A 15,376-nucleotide genomic window follows, 5' to 3' on the forward strand; every position below is an offset into this window, starting at 1 on the left:
GGTGTGCCACCTTACGGGCGCGTCACCCGGTCGCGTGTGACAGTCTTGGCAGCCGTGCGAACTGAAGTGGTTCTGGATGCCGTCGCCAAGGCCGAGCTGGCCCGCCTGGTGAGCGAGTTGGCCGTGGTGCACGGCAAGGTCACGCTGTCCTCCGGCGCCGAGGCCGACTACTACATCGACCTGCGCAGGGCCACCCTGCACCACGCCGCGGCCCCGCTCATCGGCAAGCTCCTGCGGCAGCTCACCTCCGACTGGGACTACGCCGCCTCGGGCGGCCTGACCCTGGGCGCCGACCCGGTCGCCTGCGCGATCATGCACTCGGCCGCCGCCGACGGCGAGGTGCTGGACGCGTTCGTGGTGCGCAAGGCGACCAAGCAGCACGGGATGCAGCGCCGCATCGAGGGCGTCGACGTCGAGGGCAAGCGCGTCCTCGCCGTCGAGGACACCTCCACGACCGGCGGCAGCGTCATGACCGCCGTGGAGGCGCTGCGCGAGGCGGGCGCGATCGTCGTCGGCGTCGTGACGGTGGTCGACCGGGGCACCGGCGCGCGCGAGGTCATCGAGGCGGAGGGCCTGTCCTACCGCTACCTCCTCGACCTCGCCGACCTGGGGCTGGCGTGAGATGACCGCAGTCCTCCTGCTCGCCGCCGTGGTGGTGGTCCTCGCCGCGGCGGTCGTCGTGGGCTTCGCCCGGCACCGCCGCGTCCCGGCCACCGGACCCGGCCAGGTCGCCGCGCCGCAGGTGTTCGTCAGCGAGTGGGAGCAGCGGATGCGCGCCCTGGAGTCGACGACCGGCCTGCGCTACACGGCGGAGGACCAGGGCTTCGGGGAGCGCGTCCCGCAGATCGGCCGGATGCTCGAATCCGACCCCGGCCGGATCAAGGCGCAGCTCGTCGGGCACTGGCGCGGCGTGCCGGTGCTCGCCGTCGAGCTGGTGCTGCGCGCGCAGAACGGCAGGACCAGCGACTACCGCACCTACACGGCGGTGGTCGTGCCCCGGCCGATGCCGGGGCCGTGGGTGCTGATCAGCCCGCGCGAGGACGGCGTGTGGGGGCTGTTCGAGCAGTTCACCACGACCGGCGACGAGGCGTTCGACGCCCGCTACGAGCTGCGCAGGAAGAACCCGGCGTTCGCCACCGCGCTGCTCGCCTGCGGGTTGCCGCAGTGGCTGCTGCACGAGCCGCGCGCGCTCGGGGTGGCCGTCCTGTTCGGCGAGCACAAGCTCGTCGCGGCCATCCAGGCACCGTTGTTGCAGGCACCCATCGGTCACCTCGCCGATCTGCTCCTCGACCTGGCGGGCCGCGTCCCCTGGCAGTCGCTCCCGCGCGGGTGATCCCGCACGGGTGATTCCTCCTGGCCGCCTCCGGGTAGTCACTCCTAGGCTGCGAGGTACAGGAGGTTTCCGGGGGATGGTCGCTCTCGCGCTCGCCGAACTCGTCGTGGTGCTGCACTTCGCCGCACTGGCGTTCCTGGTCGTCGGCGGGTTCCTCGCCCGCAGGTGGCACTGGCTGATCTACCCGCACGCCGCGATGGCGGCGTGGGGGCTGTCCGTGGTGGTGTTCGCGCTGGACTGCCCGCTGACGATGCTGGAGAACGAGCTGCGCGTGCTCGGCGGGCAGCCAGCGCTCACCAGGGGCTTCATCGACACCTACATCGACGGCGTGCTCTACCCGGAGTCGCTGGGCACGCCGGTGCAGGTGGTGGTGGCGGTGCTGGTCCTCGGCTCGTGGATCTCGCTGGCCGCCGGGCACGGGCAGCGCTCGGCGGCGCGCGAGGAGGCCGCCGAGCCGTCACCGCGCTGAACCGCGTCGCCTACGATGGCCCGGCCGTTCGAGTGACTGGAGCCGCGTGGCCGGGGAAGTGCTGCTGGAGGGTTTCCACGCGGTCAAGCACGCGCTGCGCTTCGGCGGCGCGGGCGCGGTCCGCGAGGTGCTGCTGACCGACCGGGACGCCGTGCTCGCGCTGGCCCGCTCGCACGCGCCCGACCTGGTCGCCGCGTTCGCCGCCGTCGAACCGGTCACCACCGCCGAGCTGGTCCGCCGGACCGGCCGCGCCCACCCCACCGGCGTCGCCGGGTTCGCCGCAAGGCCCGCCGCCGCCGTGCCGGGCGCCGACCGGCCCGCCCCGCTGGTGCTGCTGGACAACCCGCGCAACCTGGGCAACCTCGGCGCGGTCGTGCGGGTCGCGGCGGGCCTCGGCGCGAGCGGCGTGGTGTCGACCGGCGACGTCGACCCGTGGCACCCGACCGTGCTGCGCGGCAGCGCCGGGCTGCACTACGCGCTGCCGGTCGCGCGGGTGGACGACCCGGCCGCGCTGGAGGGCGAGCTGTTCGCGTTCGACGCGGGCGGCGAGCCGGTGGACCGGGTGCGGTTCCCGGACGGCGCCGTCCTGGCGTTCGGCTCGGAGCGGCACGGGCTGTCCGAGCGCACCCGCGCCCGCGCCGACCGGGTGGTGTCGCTGCCGATGCGCCCGCTGGTGTCCAGCTACAACCTGACCACCAGCGTCGCGATGGCGCTCTACCACTGGGACCTGCTCCGACGGGCGACGTGATCGATCCGTGGGCACACTGGCCGGGTGACGACGCCGAAGCTGCACGCCGCCCGCGCCGGGGTGGCCGAGCGCGCGATCCGGTCCAGGCACCTGCGCAGCGTCTGGGGGCTGCCCGGCACCGCGCTGGGGCTCAACGCCTGGCCGCCCGACCTGGGGGCCCGCGCGCACCGGAGCTTCGGCTACTGGTGGCAGGCGCACCTCGTCGACTGCGTCGTCGACGCCCAGCTGCGCGCCCCGCGCCTGTCCAGGGCCACCCTGGTCGAGCACCTGGTGCGCGGCCTGCGGGTGCGCAACCTGAGCGGCTGGACCAACGACTACTACGACGACGTCGCCTGGCTCGGCCTCGCCCTGCAGCGCGCGGCGGGCATCGGCGTCCACCGGCAGCGCGCCCTCGACGCCGTCGCCGCCCGGCTGCGCGACGGCCTGACCGACCACGGCGGCGGCGGGCTGTGGTGGCGCAGGGGGGACGACTTCAAGAACGTGCCCGCCAACGGCCCCGCCGCGATCTTCTTCGCCCGCAGGGCCCGCGCGAGCGGCGACCGCGCCGACCTCGGCCGCGCCCGGTCGATCGTGGACTGGGTGGAGGACAACCTCGCCGACCCCGGAACGGGGCTGGTCTGGGACGGGCTGCACCTGCGCCCCGACGGCTCCGTCCGCGAGGTCGAGCGGGTGCTCTACACCTACTGCCAGGGCGTGCACCTCGGCGCCTGCCTGGAGATCGCGCGCTCGGGCGGTGGCCCGCGCTGGGCGGACCGGGCGGCGCGGGTGGTCGCGGGCGTCGACCGGGAGCTGGCGGCGGACCGGGTGCTGCGCGGCCACGGCGGTGGCGACGGCGGGCTGTTCAGCGGCATCCTCGCCCGCTACCTCGCGCAGGCCGCGCTGCACCTGGACCGGCCGGAGGCGGTGCTGGCGGCCGAGCTGGTGACCGCCTCGGCGGAGGCGGCGTGGACCAACCGGTCCGCCGCCGTGTCCGGGCCGCTGTTCGGGCCCGACTGGGGGCGGCCCACCGGCAGGCCCGAGGCGGGGGCGGCCGAGCGGGACCTGTCGGTGCAGCTCGGCGGGTGGATGGTGCTGGAGGCGGCGGCGCTGCTGGAGGAGCGCGGGAAGGTGCCGCAGCGGCGGCTCACGGCGCGGGGGTGATCAGAGCAGAGGGGCCCAACGGCGGCCGAGCGGCGGTTCGGGGTCGTGGTGCGGCGGTCACGGGGTCGCTCGCACCGCTGCGCGACGCGCGCTCAGCGGCACCCGCGCGCTCAGCGGCACCCGCACGAGCTGCGGTGCCGCAGCTCGGGGGCCAGCCGGATCGTCTCCGGGGCCCGCTCCGGCTCGGTGATCCTGGACAGCAGCAGCCGCACCGCCGTGCGCCCGATCTCCTCCACCGGCTGCGCCAGCGCGGTCAGCGGCGGGTCGACCAGCTCGGCCCACTCCACCTCGTCGTACGCCACCAGCGCCAGGTCCGAGCCGATCCGCACGTTCCGCGCCCGCGCCTCCCGCAGCACGTCCACCAGCGCCTGGTGCCCGCCGACCACCACCGCCGTCACCGAGCCCAGCAGCGGCCCCAGCGAGGTGCGCACCACGTCCTCGTCCCAGGCCAGCCCGGCCCGGCCGAGCCCCAGCCGGTAGCCGAGCACCCGCTCGTCCGTCGTGGCCAGCCCCGGCGCGCCGGTGACCAGTCCGATCCGCCGGTGCCCCAGCTCGGCCACGTGCTTGACCAGCGACGACGTGGCCTGCACGTTCTCCGGTCCCACCTGGTCCAGGTCCTTGGCCACCACCAGCCGGTCCACCAGCACCGTCGGCACGCCCAGCCGCCGCAGCTCCGGCAGCGCCGCGCTGCCCGACGTCGGCGTCAGCAGCACCCCGTCGACCCGCCGCGAGCGCAGCACCCGCACCGCCGCCTGCTCCGACTCCGCGCTCTCCCGCGTGTCGATCAGCACCAGCGCGTAGCCCGCCGCCGTCGCCTCGGCCTCGATCGCCGCGATCAGCTCCGCGAAGTACGGGTGCGACTCCAGCGACACCGCCAGCCCCAGCGACTTCGTGCCGCCGGTGACCAGCGACCGCGCGATCGCGTCCCCGGTGTACCCGGTCTCCTCGATGGCCTTGAGCACCCGGTCGCGCGTGCTCCCCGCCACCGACCTGGTCTCGTTCACCACGTGTGAGACGGTGGTGATCGACACCCCGGCGAGACCCGCGACCTCCCGCATGGTGACCACGAACCAGCCCCCGTTCGCACTGTCGCAAGCGATTGCGTGCGGACCCTACCGACCAGGGAGCGAGCACGCGTGGCAGTTGTCCTGTGTGTCGGGCTGACGACCGTCGATGTCACCCAACAGGTGGAAGACTTCCCGGAACCGGGCGAAAAGATGCAGTCCCTCGCCGCTTTCACGTCACCCGGCGGTCCCGCCGCCAACGCGGCCACCGCCGTCGCCGCGCTCGGCCACCGCGCCGTCCTGGTCACCGCCACCGGCGCCGACCCGCTCGGCGCGCTCGCCCTGCGCGGCCTCGCCGACCGCCGCGTCGAGGTGGTCGACGCCGCCCCCGACGGCTTCCGGATCGCGCTCAGCATGGTCGTGGTGCGGGCGGGCGACGGCGAGCGCACCGTCGTGTCCCGCAACGCGGGCGGCCACCTGCCCGCCGTGCCCGCCGACCTGCCAGACCGGGTCGCCGAGGCGGACGTGCTGCTGCTCGACGGCCACCTCGGCCCGCTGGCGCTCGCCGCCGCCCGCTCGGCGCGCGAGCGCGGCGTGCCGGTGGTGCTGGACGCCGGGAGCTGGAAGCCTGTCCTGGACGACCTGCTGCCGCTGGTGGACGTCGCCGCCTGCTCGGCAGCCTTCCCGCTGACCGAGCGCGCGGTGCACGACCGGGGCGTGCCGCTGGTGATCCGGACGCGCGGCGCCCTCCCCGTGACCTGGTCGAACCGCACCACCGCCGAACCGGCGCCCTCCGGCCCCCGAGCAGCGGGGCCGGACGCGGCCTGGGCGGGCACGACCCCGGCGGGGAGCGCCGGGCCGCACGACGGCCCGGTGGTTTCGACGGGCGAGGTCCCGGTGACCCCGGTTCCGGTGCGGGACACCAACGGTGCGGGCGACGTGTGGCACGGCGCGCTGGCGGTCGCCCTCGCGCGGCGCGAACCGGTGGCGCGGGCCGTCGCGTGGGCCAACGAGGTCGCGGCGGTCCGGGTGCGCAACCCGGCCGAGCGCTGGGTCGAGGAGTTGTGGCGGTGGCGGGACAGCGGGTGAGGTTCGAGGAGCTGGTCGAGCGGGCGAGAGCGCTCGCGAAGACCGGTGAGCGGCGGGTGCTCGGCATCGGCGGCGCGCCGGGGTCGGGCAAGTCGACCCTGGCCAGGAGGCTGGTGGACGAGCTGGGCGCGGACGCGGCCCTGGTCGAGATGGACGGCTTCCACCTCGCGCAGCGGGAGCTGGAGCGGCTGGGCGCGGCCGAGCGCAAGGGCGCGCCGGACACGTTCGACGTGTCCGGCTACGCCGACCTGCTCGGCAGGCTCAAGGCGCACGGCCCCGACGTGGTGTACGCGCCGGAGTTCCGCCGAGAGATCGAGGAGCCGGTGGCCTGCGCGGTGCCGGTCGACCCGACCGTGCCGCTCGTGGTCACCGAGGGGAACTACCTGCTGCTCCAGTACGAGAAGTGGAAGCGGGTCCGGCTCGTGCTGGACGAGGCCTGGTTCCTGCGGATCGACGAGGACCTGCGGGTGCGGCGGCTGGTCGAGCGGCACGTCCGCTACGGCAGGCCCGAGGCCGAGGCGCGCGAGCGTGTGCTGCGCGGCAGCGACCACGTCAACGCGCTCATGGTGAACTCGTCCAGCGCGGGGGCCGACCTGGTGATCGCGGAAGTGCGCTGAGCGGCGGCGCGCTGAGCGGAGGCCGGTGGGTCAGCGCTGCGCGGCGACGTCCTCGACCGTCTCGTCCACCGGCTTGCGCACCTCCTGGCGGTAGCGCCACACGCCGACGCCGGTGCCGATCACGAAGAACGCGACGCTCACCACGACGGCGGCCGTCTCCAGCCACGGCACCGCCGTGAGCAGGCCCGCCGCGTAGTAGCCCGCGAGCACCAGGGTCGGCACCCAGGCCAGCGCGCCCACCGTGGTGGCCAGCGCGAACCGCCTCGGGTTCATCCCGGCCGCGCCCGCGATCATCGGCGCGAACGTGCGGATCCACGGGATCCACCTGGCCAGCACGATCGCCCAGAACCCCCGGCGGTCCAGGAACTCGCGCGCCCGCTCCAGGTTCTCCTTGTTCAGGATCTTCCCGCCGCGCCTGGCGAGCAGCCGGGTGCCACCGGTGCGGCCGATGTAGTAGCCGATCTGGTTGCCCACCACCGCCACCACCATCGCGGCGGCCGACAGCAGCCAGGCGCTCAGCTCGCTGTCGTGCTGGGCCAGCACGACGCCCGCCGCGAACAGCAGCGAGTCGCCGGGCAGGAACAGCCCGAAGATGAACGCGCACTCGAAGAACACGAAGCTGAGGGTGATCACCCACACCGCGAGGGGACCTGCCTGGTCCAAGGAGAAGATCCCGGCGGCTTGGGTCGAAGCGGACAGCACCACGCAACGCAGGGTACGTGGGCCGGACGGCTCCGCACGGCGATCTCGGCACATCGTGTTGCCGAAAGTTCGGTGACGCGCGGTGGTCGCGCTCGCGCCCGGCTGTCCCTAACGTGGGGGGATGGAGCCTCTTCTGGCCGAGCTCCGCACCGCCGTCGGACCCGCGGCCGTGCTGACCGACACCGACGTCACCTCGGCCTACGAGCGGGACATGATGCCGCTCGCCCCCCACGGGTCCCCGCTGGCGGTGGTGCTGCCGTCCACGGCGGAGCAGGTGCGGGACGTGGTCAGGGCGTGCGCGGCGGCCGGGGTGCCGATCGTGCCGCGCGGCGCGGGCAGCGGGCTGTCCGGGGCGGCCAACGCCCTGCCGGGCTGCGTCGTGCTGGTCACCACGCGGATGAACGCGATCGTGGAGATCGACCCGGCGAACCGGTTGGCCGTGGTCGAGCCCGGCGTGGTCAACCTCGACCTGCGCAAGGCGGTGGAGGCGCACGGGCTGTTCTACCCGCCCGACCCGTCCAGCTACGACTGGTGCACGATCGGCGGCAACCTGGCCACGAACGCGGGCGGGCTGTGCTGCGTCAAGTACGGCGTCACCACCGACTCGGTGCTCGGGCTGGAGGTCGTGCTGGCCAGTGGCGAGCTGCTCAGGACCGGCCGCCGCACGGTCAAGGGCGTCGCGGGCTACGACCTGACCAAGCTCTTCGTCGGCAGCGAGGGCACCCTCGGCGTCATCACCCAGGCCACCCTCGCGCTGCGCCCCCTGCCGCAGGCCCCGGCCACGCTGGTCGCCACGTTCGACAGCACCTCGGCCGCGGGGGCGGCGGTCGCCGGGGTGGTGCGCGCAGGCGTCGTGCCGTCGCTGATGGAGATCATGGACCGCACGTCCGTCCAGGCCGTGGAGCGGTACCTGCGGACCGACCTGAACGCGGGGGCCGCGGTGCTGCTGTGCCAGTCGGACTCGGGCGGCGAGGCCGCGCTGCGCGAGCTGGGCGAGGTGGCGCGGGTGTGCGAGGCGGCGGGCGCCGAGCTGGTGCACACCACCGACGACCCGGCCGAGGGCGCCGACCTGCTGGCCGCGCGGCGGGCGGTGCTGACCGCGCTGGAGGTCTACGGGACCTGGCTGACGGACGACGTGTGCGTGCCCAGGACCCGGATCGCCGACCTCATCACCGGGTGCGAGGCGATCGCCGAGGAGGTGCGGCTGCGGATCGCGGTGGTGGGGCACGCCGGGGACGGCAACATGCACCCGACGATCGTCTACGACCCGACGTCGGCCGACGAGGCCGCGCGGGCGCTCGCGGCGTTCGAGCGCATCCTCGAACTGGGGCTCGCGCTCGGCGGCACGGTCACCGGCGAGCACGGCGTGGGGAAGGTCAAGCAGGCCTGGCTGGAGCGCGAGGCCGGGCCCGTCGCCCTGCGGGTCCACCGCGACCTGAAGCGCGTGCTGGACCCGCAGGGGCTGTTCAACCCCGGTTCGATGTTCAGCCTCCGCGAGGAGGGCTGACCGGGGCGCTCGGACGGGGTTCGGTCAGCCCTCGATCCGGCGGATGTGCTGGGTGGCCTCCGGGTCGGAGACCTGCTGGAACTGCTGGGTGATGTCGTCCGCCTCGGCCTCGACGAGGGACTTGTTCTCGCGCCGGGCCTTGATGAACTCGATGATGATCGGCACGACCGAGATCAGCACGATCAGGATCAGCATCATCTCGATGTTGTTCCGGACGAACTCGATCTGGCCGAGGAAGTAGCCCAGGATCGTCAGGCCCGCGGCCCAGGCCGCGCCGCCGACCAGGGAGTAGGTGAAGAACTTCTTGGCGTCCATGCGGCCGACGCCCGCCATGGCGGTGATGAAGGTGCGCACGATCGGCACGAACCGCGCCATCACGATCGCGCGGGCGCCGTACTTGTCGAAGAACCCCGTCGTCTTGTCGACGTACTCCTTCTTGAAGATCTTGGAATCCGGCTTCGCGAACAGCGCCGGACCGGCGCGGTGGCCGATCCAGTAGCCGACGACGTTGCCGATGAACGCGCACGCGGTCAGGAGCACGCAGACCAACCAGAGCGGGTAGTCCAGCAGTCCGTTCGCGACGAAGAGGCCCGAGGTGAACAACAGGGAGTCACCGGGCAGGAAGAAGCCGACCAGCAGGCCGCACTCCGCGAAGATGATGAAGCACAGCCCGACCAGCATGTACGGACCCAGTCCGTTCAGCAGGTACTCGGGGTTGAGCCAGTCCGGGCCGAGGGCGACCGAAGTGGTGGGCGCGACCGTCACCTCGACCACGGTACAGGCTCAACTCAGGGTGATGACGGCGGCGACGGTGCCCGCCGCGAGGCCGAGCAGCACCGACAGCAGCAGCACCCAACCAGCCGGTAGAGCTGGGGTTTTGTGCGTTTCGAGCGCTTCGTCCGAGTAGTCCGCGATGTCCGGGTCGCCAGGGTCGAGGAAGTCGGGGTGGTCCGGGTAGGCCGGGTTCCCGTGCTCGTCCGTGCGGGAGTGGAACGGGGGGACGCGGAGCGCGTGGAGCGCGGGCGGGAGGTCGGCGAAACCACCGCTGCCGGAGGTGTCGGTCGGGTCCTCGGGGGCGGGTGCCGCCGGAGCGGGGGACGCTGGATCGGCGGGAGGCTCGTCACTGAGCGTGACCTCAGGGGTGGGGTCTTCGCTCGGACCGGCGGCGGGTGCCTCCACGGGCGCGGGAACCGGGTCGGGCTCGGGTTCGGCGCTCGGCGCGGGCGCGGATTCCGGCTCCGGGGCGGACGCCGCTGCGGTCCCGCGCTCGGCCCCGTCCTCCTCGGCCGCCTCGGCCGTCTTCGCGGGCGCCTCGGGCTCGGGTTCCGGTTCCGCGACGGCCGCTGTCTCCGGGGTCGGCTCCGCCGGGCCCCCGGCCTCCGGCTCACCGTCCGAGGGGCCTGCCTCCGGTTCCCCGGATTCGGCCTGCTCCGGTCCGGTCGCCGTCACGGGCGCGGCGCCTGCCGCCTCCGGGGCCTCGGCGTCGGCCGCCCCCGGCTTCTCGGCGGTCGGCTTCTCGGCTGTCGGCTGGGCGGGTGCGGTGGCGGGGTCCGCGGCCTCGGCTGCGGGCAGACCACCGCCGGTGGCCTCGGCGCTCGACGCCTCGGCCACCGGCTTCTCCTGCTCATCGGGCACGGGGTCAGTCTTTCACCCAGGCGCCCCGGCTCATCACCTCGCGGGGCCGCAGGTCGGCGTCCAGCACCACCAGGTCGGCGGCCAGGCCCTCGGCGATCCGGCCCGTCTCCCCGGCCAGCCCCAGCAGCTCGGCGGGCCTGGCCGAGGTGGCGCGCACGGCCTCCACCACGTCCAGCCCGCAGCCGGTGACCGCGTTGCGGAACGCCGCGTCCATGGTCAGCGTGCTGCCCGCGAGCGAACCGCCGCCCGCCAGCGTCGGCACGCCGTCCACCACGCGCACCTCCAGCCCGCCGATGTCGTACACGCCGTCGCCGACGCCCGCCGCCGCGATCGCGTCCGTGACCAGCACCGTCCGCCCCGCGCCCGCGTGCCGCGCGGCCAGCCGCACGGTCGTCGGGTGCAGGTGCACCAGGTCGCAGATCAGCTCGACGGTGACCCGCTCGTCGTCCAGCAGCGCGCCGATCGGGCCCGGCTCGCGGTGGTGCAGCGGGCGCATCCCGTTGAACAGGTGCGTCGCGACCGTCGCGCCCGCGTCCACGGCGGGCCGCACCTGCGCCTCGGTGGCGTCGGTGTGCCCGATCGCGGCGATCGCGCCGCTGTCCACCAGGTGCCGCACCGCGTCCACGGCGTGCTCCAGCTCGGGGGCCACCGTCACCATCCGCACCGCGCCCCGGCCCGCGCGCAGCAGCGCGTCCAGCGAGCCCCGGTCCGGCGGGCACAGGATCGCCGGGTCGTGCGCGCCGCAGCGCGCCGCCGACAGGAACGGCCCCTCCAGGTGCACGCCCGCGACCACGCCGTCGTCCACCAGCTCGGCCAGCGCGGCGACCTGCCCGGCCAGCTCCGGCACCGGTCGGGACACCAGGCTGGCCAGCATCGTCGTCGTGCCGCGCCTGCGGTGCGCGTCGGCGGCCTTGCGCACCTTGTCCGGGTCCCCGCTGGTGAACGCCTCACCGCCGCCCCCGTGGCAGTGGATGTCGATGAAGCCGGGCACCAGCAGCGCCCCGCCGAGGTCGGTCACCGGGCCGTCGGGAGCGGCCCCGGAGCCCACCGCCGCGATCCGGCCGTCCCGGACCGCCACCCACCCGTCGTCGAGCACCCCGTCCGGCGTGACGACCCGACCTCCCGCCAGGGTCACGTCCACCGGTCCACCCCACGTGCTCATGTCTCCTCCAGCATGTCGATGGCCAGCAGCGCGGCCCCGAGGCATCCCGCCCCGTCGCCCAGCTCCGCCAGCCGCAGTTCCGGGAGCCGCTGGAACGAGGCGAGCTCGTCCAGCCGCCCCCGCAGGGGGTCGGTGAGCAGCGGACCGGCCAGCGCCAGCCCGCCGCCCAGCACCACCAGCTCAGGGCCGAGCAGCGCGGCCACCAGCAGGATGCCCCTGGCCAGGGCGTCCACCGCCTCGCGCCACACCGCCGCCGCGGCGGGATCGCCCGCCCGGAGGAGCGCGGCCACGTCGGCGGCTCCCGCGACCGCGCGCCCGGTCAGGGAGGAGTACCGCCTGGCGATGGCCGCCGACGACGCCCGCGCCTCGACGCACCCGGTCTGCCCGCACCCGCACGGGTCGCCGTGCCCGACGTCCACGTGCCCGACCTCGCCGGGCAGGGCCCGCACCCGGCCGTCCACGACCAGCGCGGCGGCGATGCCGGTGCCGATGGGCAGCACGACGGCGTTGCGCGAGCCCCTGGCCGCGCCGAGGCGCAGCTCGGCGAGACCGCCCGCGCGCACGTCGTGGCCGAAGGCGACCGGGAGCCCGGAGGCCGCGGCGGTCTCGGCGGCGAAGGGGAAGTCGCGCCAGCCGAGGTTGGCGGAGTAGACGCCCGTGCCGCTCGCCTCGTCCACCAGACCGGGGACGACCAGGCCGATCGCGGCGGGCTCGTCGGCGCCGCGCAAGCGCTTGGCGAGGTCCGCGACCTCGGCCACGACGGCGCGCGCGGTCGCCTCGCCGGTGTCGCGGCGCGGGGTGGGGACGCGCAGCTCGCGCACCGGTCGGGCTCCCTCGGGGGAGGCCTCGACCAGCGCGGCTTTCGTCTCGGTGCCGCCGACGTCGACGGCGATCACGTGCTGGGTTCGCGCCACGGGGACCGATACTGCGCCATGCACCCGTCATTGGTCTATACCAAGTTCCGTTTTGGGAGCACGGTCGCGCCCCGTGGGACGGAACGGCCGAACGGGTGGCGGCCCCGACCGCCCCCGCGCGTCAAAAGGCCCCCGCGCTGGTGCGCGGGGGCCCGGTGTCCGTGCGGGCGGCTAGTTGCTGGCCATGATCTTCTGCAGCGCGTCCAGCGCCCGGCTGGCGGTGGACTTCACCGTGCCCTTGGAGATGCCGGTGGCCTCGGCGATCTCGGCCTCCGACAGGTCGCCGTAGTACCGCAGCACCAGCACCTCGCGCTGCCTCGGCGGCAGCTGCGACAGCGCGGCCACGACCGCCTGGTGCTCCGCCGTCAGCATCGCCAGGCTCTCCGCCGAGCGGGCGTTCGCCACGTGCGGCGGGGTGTAGTCGCGCGCGGTCTTGCGGCGGCGCAGGACGCTGCGCGAGCCGTTCACCACGGCGGTGCGCAGGTAGCCGACCGCCGCCTGGGCGTCGCGCAGGTTGGACCAGTTGCGGTGCAGGCCGGTGAACGCCTCCTGCACCACGTCCTCCGCCGTGGCGGGCTCGTCGACCAGCAGCAGCGCCAGCCGGATGAGCCGCATCCGGTGCTGGCGGTACAGGTCCTCCAGTGTCAGCGGACCTGTTGGCGCGGGCGCGATCCCGTCCTGGATGCGCAGGTTCGTCAGAGTGTCCTGTACGCGCGCGACACCGCCGCTGTTCTGTCCGGGACCGACCACGGCGCAGACGTTACCCCCTGCCGGGGTAGCTTCGGCGAGCCTACGGAACATGCGGAGGACGACATGGCGAGGTTCGCGGTAGAGCTGGTGTACGCCGACGACGAGGCCAAGCGGCTCGAGGTGCGGCCCGCGCACCGCGACTACCTGCGGGAACTGCAGGAGCGCGGGGTGCTGCTCGCGGCCGGGCCTTACGCGGACGAGACCGGCGCGCTGCTGGTCTACGAGGCCGCCGACGAGGACGAGCTGCGCGCGGTGCTCGCCGCCGACCCGTACGCGCCCGCGGGCGTGGTCGCCGAGATCCGCGTGCACGAGTGGAAGGCGCTCCTGGGCAGCTGGGTCACCGGGGCCTGAGCCTGCCAGGGCGGGCGCGTCACTCCCGAGCGCCCGCCGCCGCCCCGCCCGGCCCCACCAGGCCCGAGCTGTCCGCCTCGGCCATCCGCCGGTCCGCCTCGGCCATCCGCCCGGCCGAGCGCCGCGTCACCAGCCCCGGCAGCACGCCCCTGACCAGCTTCGCCACCGCCACCCAGCGCGGCGCGTGCACCGAGGTCGACCGCTTGGCCACCGCCCGCACCAGCGCCTTCCCGGCCGCCTCCACCGAGTGCACCCGCCCGGCCGGACCGGGCAGCGAGCGGCGCAGCGGCCCCACCACCGGGTGCTCGTGCACCCCGTTCACCATGTCGGTCGACACCCACGAGAAGTACGCGATCCCGACGTCCACCCCGAGGTGCCGCACCTCCGCGCGCAGGCTGTCCGCGAACGCCTCGCACCCCGCCTTGGCCGCCGAGTACGCCGCGTTGCCCGGCACGTGCGCGATCGCCGCGAGCGAGGACACCACCAGGCAGTACCCCCGGCTCTCCACCAGGTGCGGCAGGCACGCCCGGACGGTCCGCCACACCCCGAGCAGGTTCACCTCGATCACCCGGTCGAACACCGAGGGGTCCATCGACCGGGCGAACCCGGCCGCCGCGACCCCGGCGTTGGCGATCACCGCGTCCAACCGCCCGTAGTGCGCCACCGCGCCGTCCACGGCCGCCCGCAGCGCCTCGGCGTCGGTCACGTCCGCCTCCCACGCCTGGCCGCCGCACTCGCGGGCGACCTCGCGCAGCAGCTCCCCCTCGAGACCCACCAGCGCGACCCGCGCCCCGCGCGCGGCGAGCCGCCTCGCGGTGTCGGCGCCGATCCCCCTGGCCGCCCCGGTGATCAGCACGACCTGATCGGTGACGCCCTTGCCCACATTCCCGGAGACGACCACAGCGACCTCCTCGAACAGGTGAACGAGGAGGCCACCGTAGCCCGGTTCGACCGCCGTTAGCTACTGGCGAGTTAAACAGCGCTCGCGGCGCTGAGCCGCGCGACCTCCTCGGCCGTCAGGTCCAGGGTCAGCGCGGGCAGCAGCTGCTCCAGCTGCTCCACCGTGCGGGCGCTCGCGATCGGCGCGACCACGGTCGGCTGCGCGGCCAGCCACGCCAGCGCCACCGCCGACTGCGACACCCCGCGCGCCCCCGCGACCTCGTCCAGCGCCGCCAGCACCGCGAGCCCGCGCTCGTCCAGGTACCGGGACGCGCCCGCCGCCCGCACGCTCTCCACCTCGACGCCCGGCCGGTACTTGCCGGACAGGAAGCCCGACGCCAGCGAGGAGTACGGCAGCGACGGCAGCCCCAGCTCGGTCAGCGCGGGCGCCAGGTCGCGCTCGTACTCGCCCCGCTCCACCAGGTTGTACCTCGGCTGGAGCGCGACGAACCCGGCGAAGCCCTCCCGCTCGGCGATCGCGGCGGCCTCGCGCAGCCGGTCGCCGGAGAAGTTGGACGCGGCGGCGTAGCGGATCTTGCCCGCCCTCACCAGCCGGTCGTAGGCGGCCAGCGTCTCCACCAGCGGGGTCTCCGGGTCGTCCCGGTGCGCGTAGTACAGGTCGATCTGCTCGACGCCGAGCCTGCGCAGCGAGCCCTCGACGGCCTTCTCGATCGTCTCGCCCCGCTGGTTGTCCAAGCCCTCCAGCATCCCGACCTTCGTGGCGATCACCACGTCGTCCCGGCGCCCGCGCTTGGCCAGCCAGGAGCCCAGCACGGTCTCGGACTCGCCGCCGGAGTGGCCGGGGACCCAGGACGAGTAGACGTCGGCGGTGTCCACGAAGTTGCCGCCCGCCTCGGCGAACGCGTCCAGCACGGCGTGGGAGGCGGCCTCGTCCGCGCTCCACCCGAACACGTTGCCGCCCAGGTTGAGGCGCGAGACGTCGAGGTCGGTGGTGCCCAGTTTCGTCATGGACCCGACGCTAACCCCGCCCACCGCCGACGCGCCCGCCCGCAGCG

18 protein-coding genes are annotated in these 15,376 nt (G+C 74.8%); 9 read left to right on the forward strand and 9 right to left on the reverse strand.

Going from position 1 to position 15,376, the window contains the following annotated elements; genetic code table 11:
• Positions 1-66 precede the first annotated feature (66 nt).
• From pyrE to LV78_RS08250, 5 genes are all read left to right on the forward strand, one after another.
• On the forward strand, positions 67-621 hold the full coding sequence (pyrE, locus tag LV78_RS08230) for an orotate phosphoribosyltransferase (protein WP_015805608.1): 555 nt from the start codon (positions 67-69) through the stop codon (positions 619-621).
• A gap of 1 nt (position 622) precedes the next feature.
• A complete protein-coding gene (locus tag LV78_RS08235) occupies positions 623-1,333 on the forward strand; it encodes a hypothetical protein (protein ID WP_253844112.1) in 711 nt (236 codons plus the stop codon).
• Between the two features lie 76 nt (positions 1,334-1,409).
• Entirely contained in the window at positions 1,410-1,802 is a 393-nt protein-coding gene (locus LV78_RS08240; RefSeq protein WP_253844113.1) for a DUF2784 domain-containing protein, read from the forward strand.
• 46 nt (positions 1,803-1,848) lie between these two features.
• Positions 1,849-2,550: a TrmH family RNA methyltransferase gene (locus tag LV78_RS08245; protein WP_253844114.1), complete on the forward strand. Its 702-nt coding sequence runs from the start codon at positions 1,849-1,851 to the stop codon at positions 2,548-2,550.
• A gap of 24 nt (positions 2,551-2,574) precedes the next feature.
• Positions 2,575-3,690, forward strand: a complete 1,116-nt coding sequence (locus LV78_RS08250) for a glycoside hydrolase family 76 protein (RefSeq protein WP_253844115.1) — start codon at positions 2,575-2,577, stop codon at positions 3,688-3,690.
• Positions 3,691-3,800: 110 nt separating this feature from the next.
• Here the strand turns inward: LV78_RS08250 and LV78_RS08255 are convergent, their stop codons facing one another.
• Positions 3,801-4,748, reverse strand: a complete 948-nt coding sequence (locus LV78_RS08255) for a LacI family DNA-binding transcriptional regulator (protein WP_253844341.1) — start codon at positions 4,746-4,748, stop codon at positions 3,801-3,803.
• 78 nt (positions 4,749-4,826) lie between these two features.
• Between LV78_RS08255 and LV78_RS08260 the strand changes: the two genes are divergently transcribed.
• Complete coding sequence (locus LV78_RS08260) at positions 4,827-5,783, forward strand: PfkB family carbohydrate kinase (protein ID WP_253844116.1); 957 nt, start codon at positions 4,827-4,829, stop codon at positions 5,781-5,783.
• On the forward strand, positions 5,765-6,400 hold the full coding sequence (locus LV78_RS08265) for a nucleoside/nucleotide kinase family protein (protein WP_253844117.1): 636 nt from the start codon (positions 5,765-5,767) through the stop codon (positions 6,398-6,400). The genes LV78_RS08260 and LV78_RS08265 overlap by 19 nt, the downstream gene beginning before the upstream one ends.
• A gap of 30 nt (positions 6,401-6,430) precedes the next feature.
• On the opposite strand, the gene LV78_RS08270 is transcribed toward LV78_RS08265, so the two are convergent.
• Positions 6,431-7,105, reverse strand: coding sequence for a DedA family protein (locus tag LV78_RS08270; protein WP_253844118.1), 675 nt, complete (start codon positions 7,103-7,105; stop codon positions 6,431-6,433).
• A gap of 118 nt (positions 7,106-7,223) precedes the next feature.
• Here LV78_RS08270 and LV78_RS08275 point away from each other — a divergent pair, with 118 nt between their 5' ends.
• Entirely contained in the window at positions 7,224-8,609 is a 1,386-nt protein-coding gene (locus LV78_RS08275) for an FAD-binding oxidoreductase (protein ID WP_253844119.1), read from the forward strand.
• Positions 8,610-8,633: 24 nt separating this feature from the next.
• Here the strand turns inward: LV78_RS08275 and LV78_RS08280 are convergent, their stop codons facing one another.
• From LV78_RS08280 to LV78_RS08300, 5 genes are all read right to left on the reverse strand, one after another.
• On the reverse strand, positions 8,634-9,383 hold the full coding sequence (locus LV78_RS08280; protein ID WP_253844120.1) for a DedA family protein: 750 nt from the start codon (positions 9,381-9,383) through the stop codon (positions 8,634-8,636).
• Positions 9,384-9,392: 9 nt separating this feature from the next.
• Complete coding sequence (locus LV78_RS08285) at positions 9,393-10,244, reverse strand: hypothetical protein (RefSeq protein WP_253844121.1); 852 nt, start codon at positions 10,242-10,244, stop codon at positions 9,393-9,395.
• A gap of 4 nt (positions 10,245-10,248) precedes the next feature.
• Positions 10,249-11,406, reverse strand: a complete 1,158-nt coding sequence (gene nagA / locus LV78_RS08290) for an N-acetylglucosamine-6-phosphate deacetylase (protein WP_253844122.1) — start codon at positions 11,404-11,406, stop codon at positions 10,249-10,251.
• Positions 11,403-12,320, reverse strand: a complete 918-nt coding sequence (locus tag LV78_RS08295; protein WP_253844123.1) for an ROK family protein — start codon at positions 12,318-12,320, stop codon at positions 11,403-11,405. Before LV78_RS08295 ends, nagA begins: the two co-directional genes overlap by 4 nt.
• A gap of 171 nt (positions 12,321-12,491) precedes the next feature.
• Complete coding sequence (locus LV78_RS08300; RefSeq protein ID WP_015805594.1) at positions 12,492-13,070, reverse strand: SigE family RNA polymerase sigma factor; 579 nt, start codon at positions 13,068-13,070, stop codon at positions 12,492-12,494.
• A 63-nt stretch (positions 13,071-13,133) separates the two neighbouring features.
• Here LV78_RS08300 and LV78_RS08305 point away from each other — a divergent pair, with 63 nt between their 5' ends.
• On the forward strand, positions 13,134-13,421 hold the full coding sequence (locus LV78_RS08305; RefSeq protein ID WP_253844124.1) for a YciI family protein: 288 nt from the start codon (positions 13,134-13,136) through the stop codon (positions 13,419-13,421).
• Between the two features lie 19 nt (positions 13,422-13,440).
• On the opposite strand, the gene LV78_RS08310 is transcribed toward LV78_RS08305, so the two are convergent.
• Together LV78_RS08310 and LV78_RS08315 are read right to left on the reverse strand one after the other, a co-directional pair.
• A complete protein-coding gene (locus tag LV78_RS08310) occupies positions 13,441-14,322 on the reverse strand; it encodes a short-chain dehydrogenase/reductase (protein WP_253844125.1) in 882 nt (293 codons plus the stop codon).
• Between the two features lie 71 nt (positions 14,323-14,393).
• Positions 14,394-15,329, reverse strand: coding sequence for an aldo/keto reductase (locus LV78_RS08315; protein WP_253844126.1), 936 nt, complete (start codon positions 15,327-15,329; stop codon positions 14,394-14,396).
• Between the last annotated feature and the right edge of the window lie 47 nt (positions 15,330-15,376).

The sequence above is a fragment of the Actinosynnema pretiosum genome (assembly GCF_024171695.1).
Taxonomy (GTDB): Bacteria; Actinomycetota; Actinomycetes; order Mycobacteriales; family Pseudonocardiaceae; genus Actinosynnema; species Actinosynnema pretiosum.

Excerpts from the sequence above, each read along its gene's own strand:
- LV78_RS08305 (WP_253844124.1), top strand. The coding sequence starts at position 13,134 with ATGGCGAGGTTCGCGGTAGAGCTGGTGTACGCCGACGACGAGGCCAAG.
- LV78_RS08315 (WP_253844126.1), bottom strand. The coding sequence starts at position 15,329 with ATGACGAAACTGGGCACCACCGACCTCGACGTCTCGCGCCTCAACCTG.
- nagA (WP_253844122.1), bottom strand. The coding sequence starts at position 11,406 with ATGAGCACGTGGGGTGGACCGGTGGACGTGACCCTGGCGGGAGGTCGG.
- LV78_RS08255 (WP_253844341.1), bottom strand. The coding sequence starts at position 4,748 with ATGCGGGAGGTCGCGGGTCTCGCCGGGGTGTCGATCACCACCGTCTCA.
- LV78_RS08275 (WP_253844119.1), top strand. The coding sequence starts at position 7,224 with ATGGAGCCTCTTCTGGCCGAGCTCCGCACCGCCGTCGGACCCGCGGCC.
- LV78_RS08240 (WP_253844113.1), top strand. The coding sequence starts at position 1,410 with ATGGTCGCTCTCGCGCTCGCCGAACTCGTCGTGGTGCTGCACTTCGCC.
- LV78_RS08235 (WP_253844112.1), top strand. The coding sequence starts at position 623 with ATGACCGCAGTCCTCCTGCTCGCCGCCGTGGTGGTGGTCCTCGCCGCG.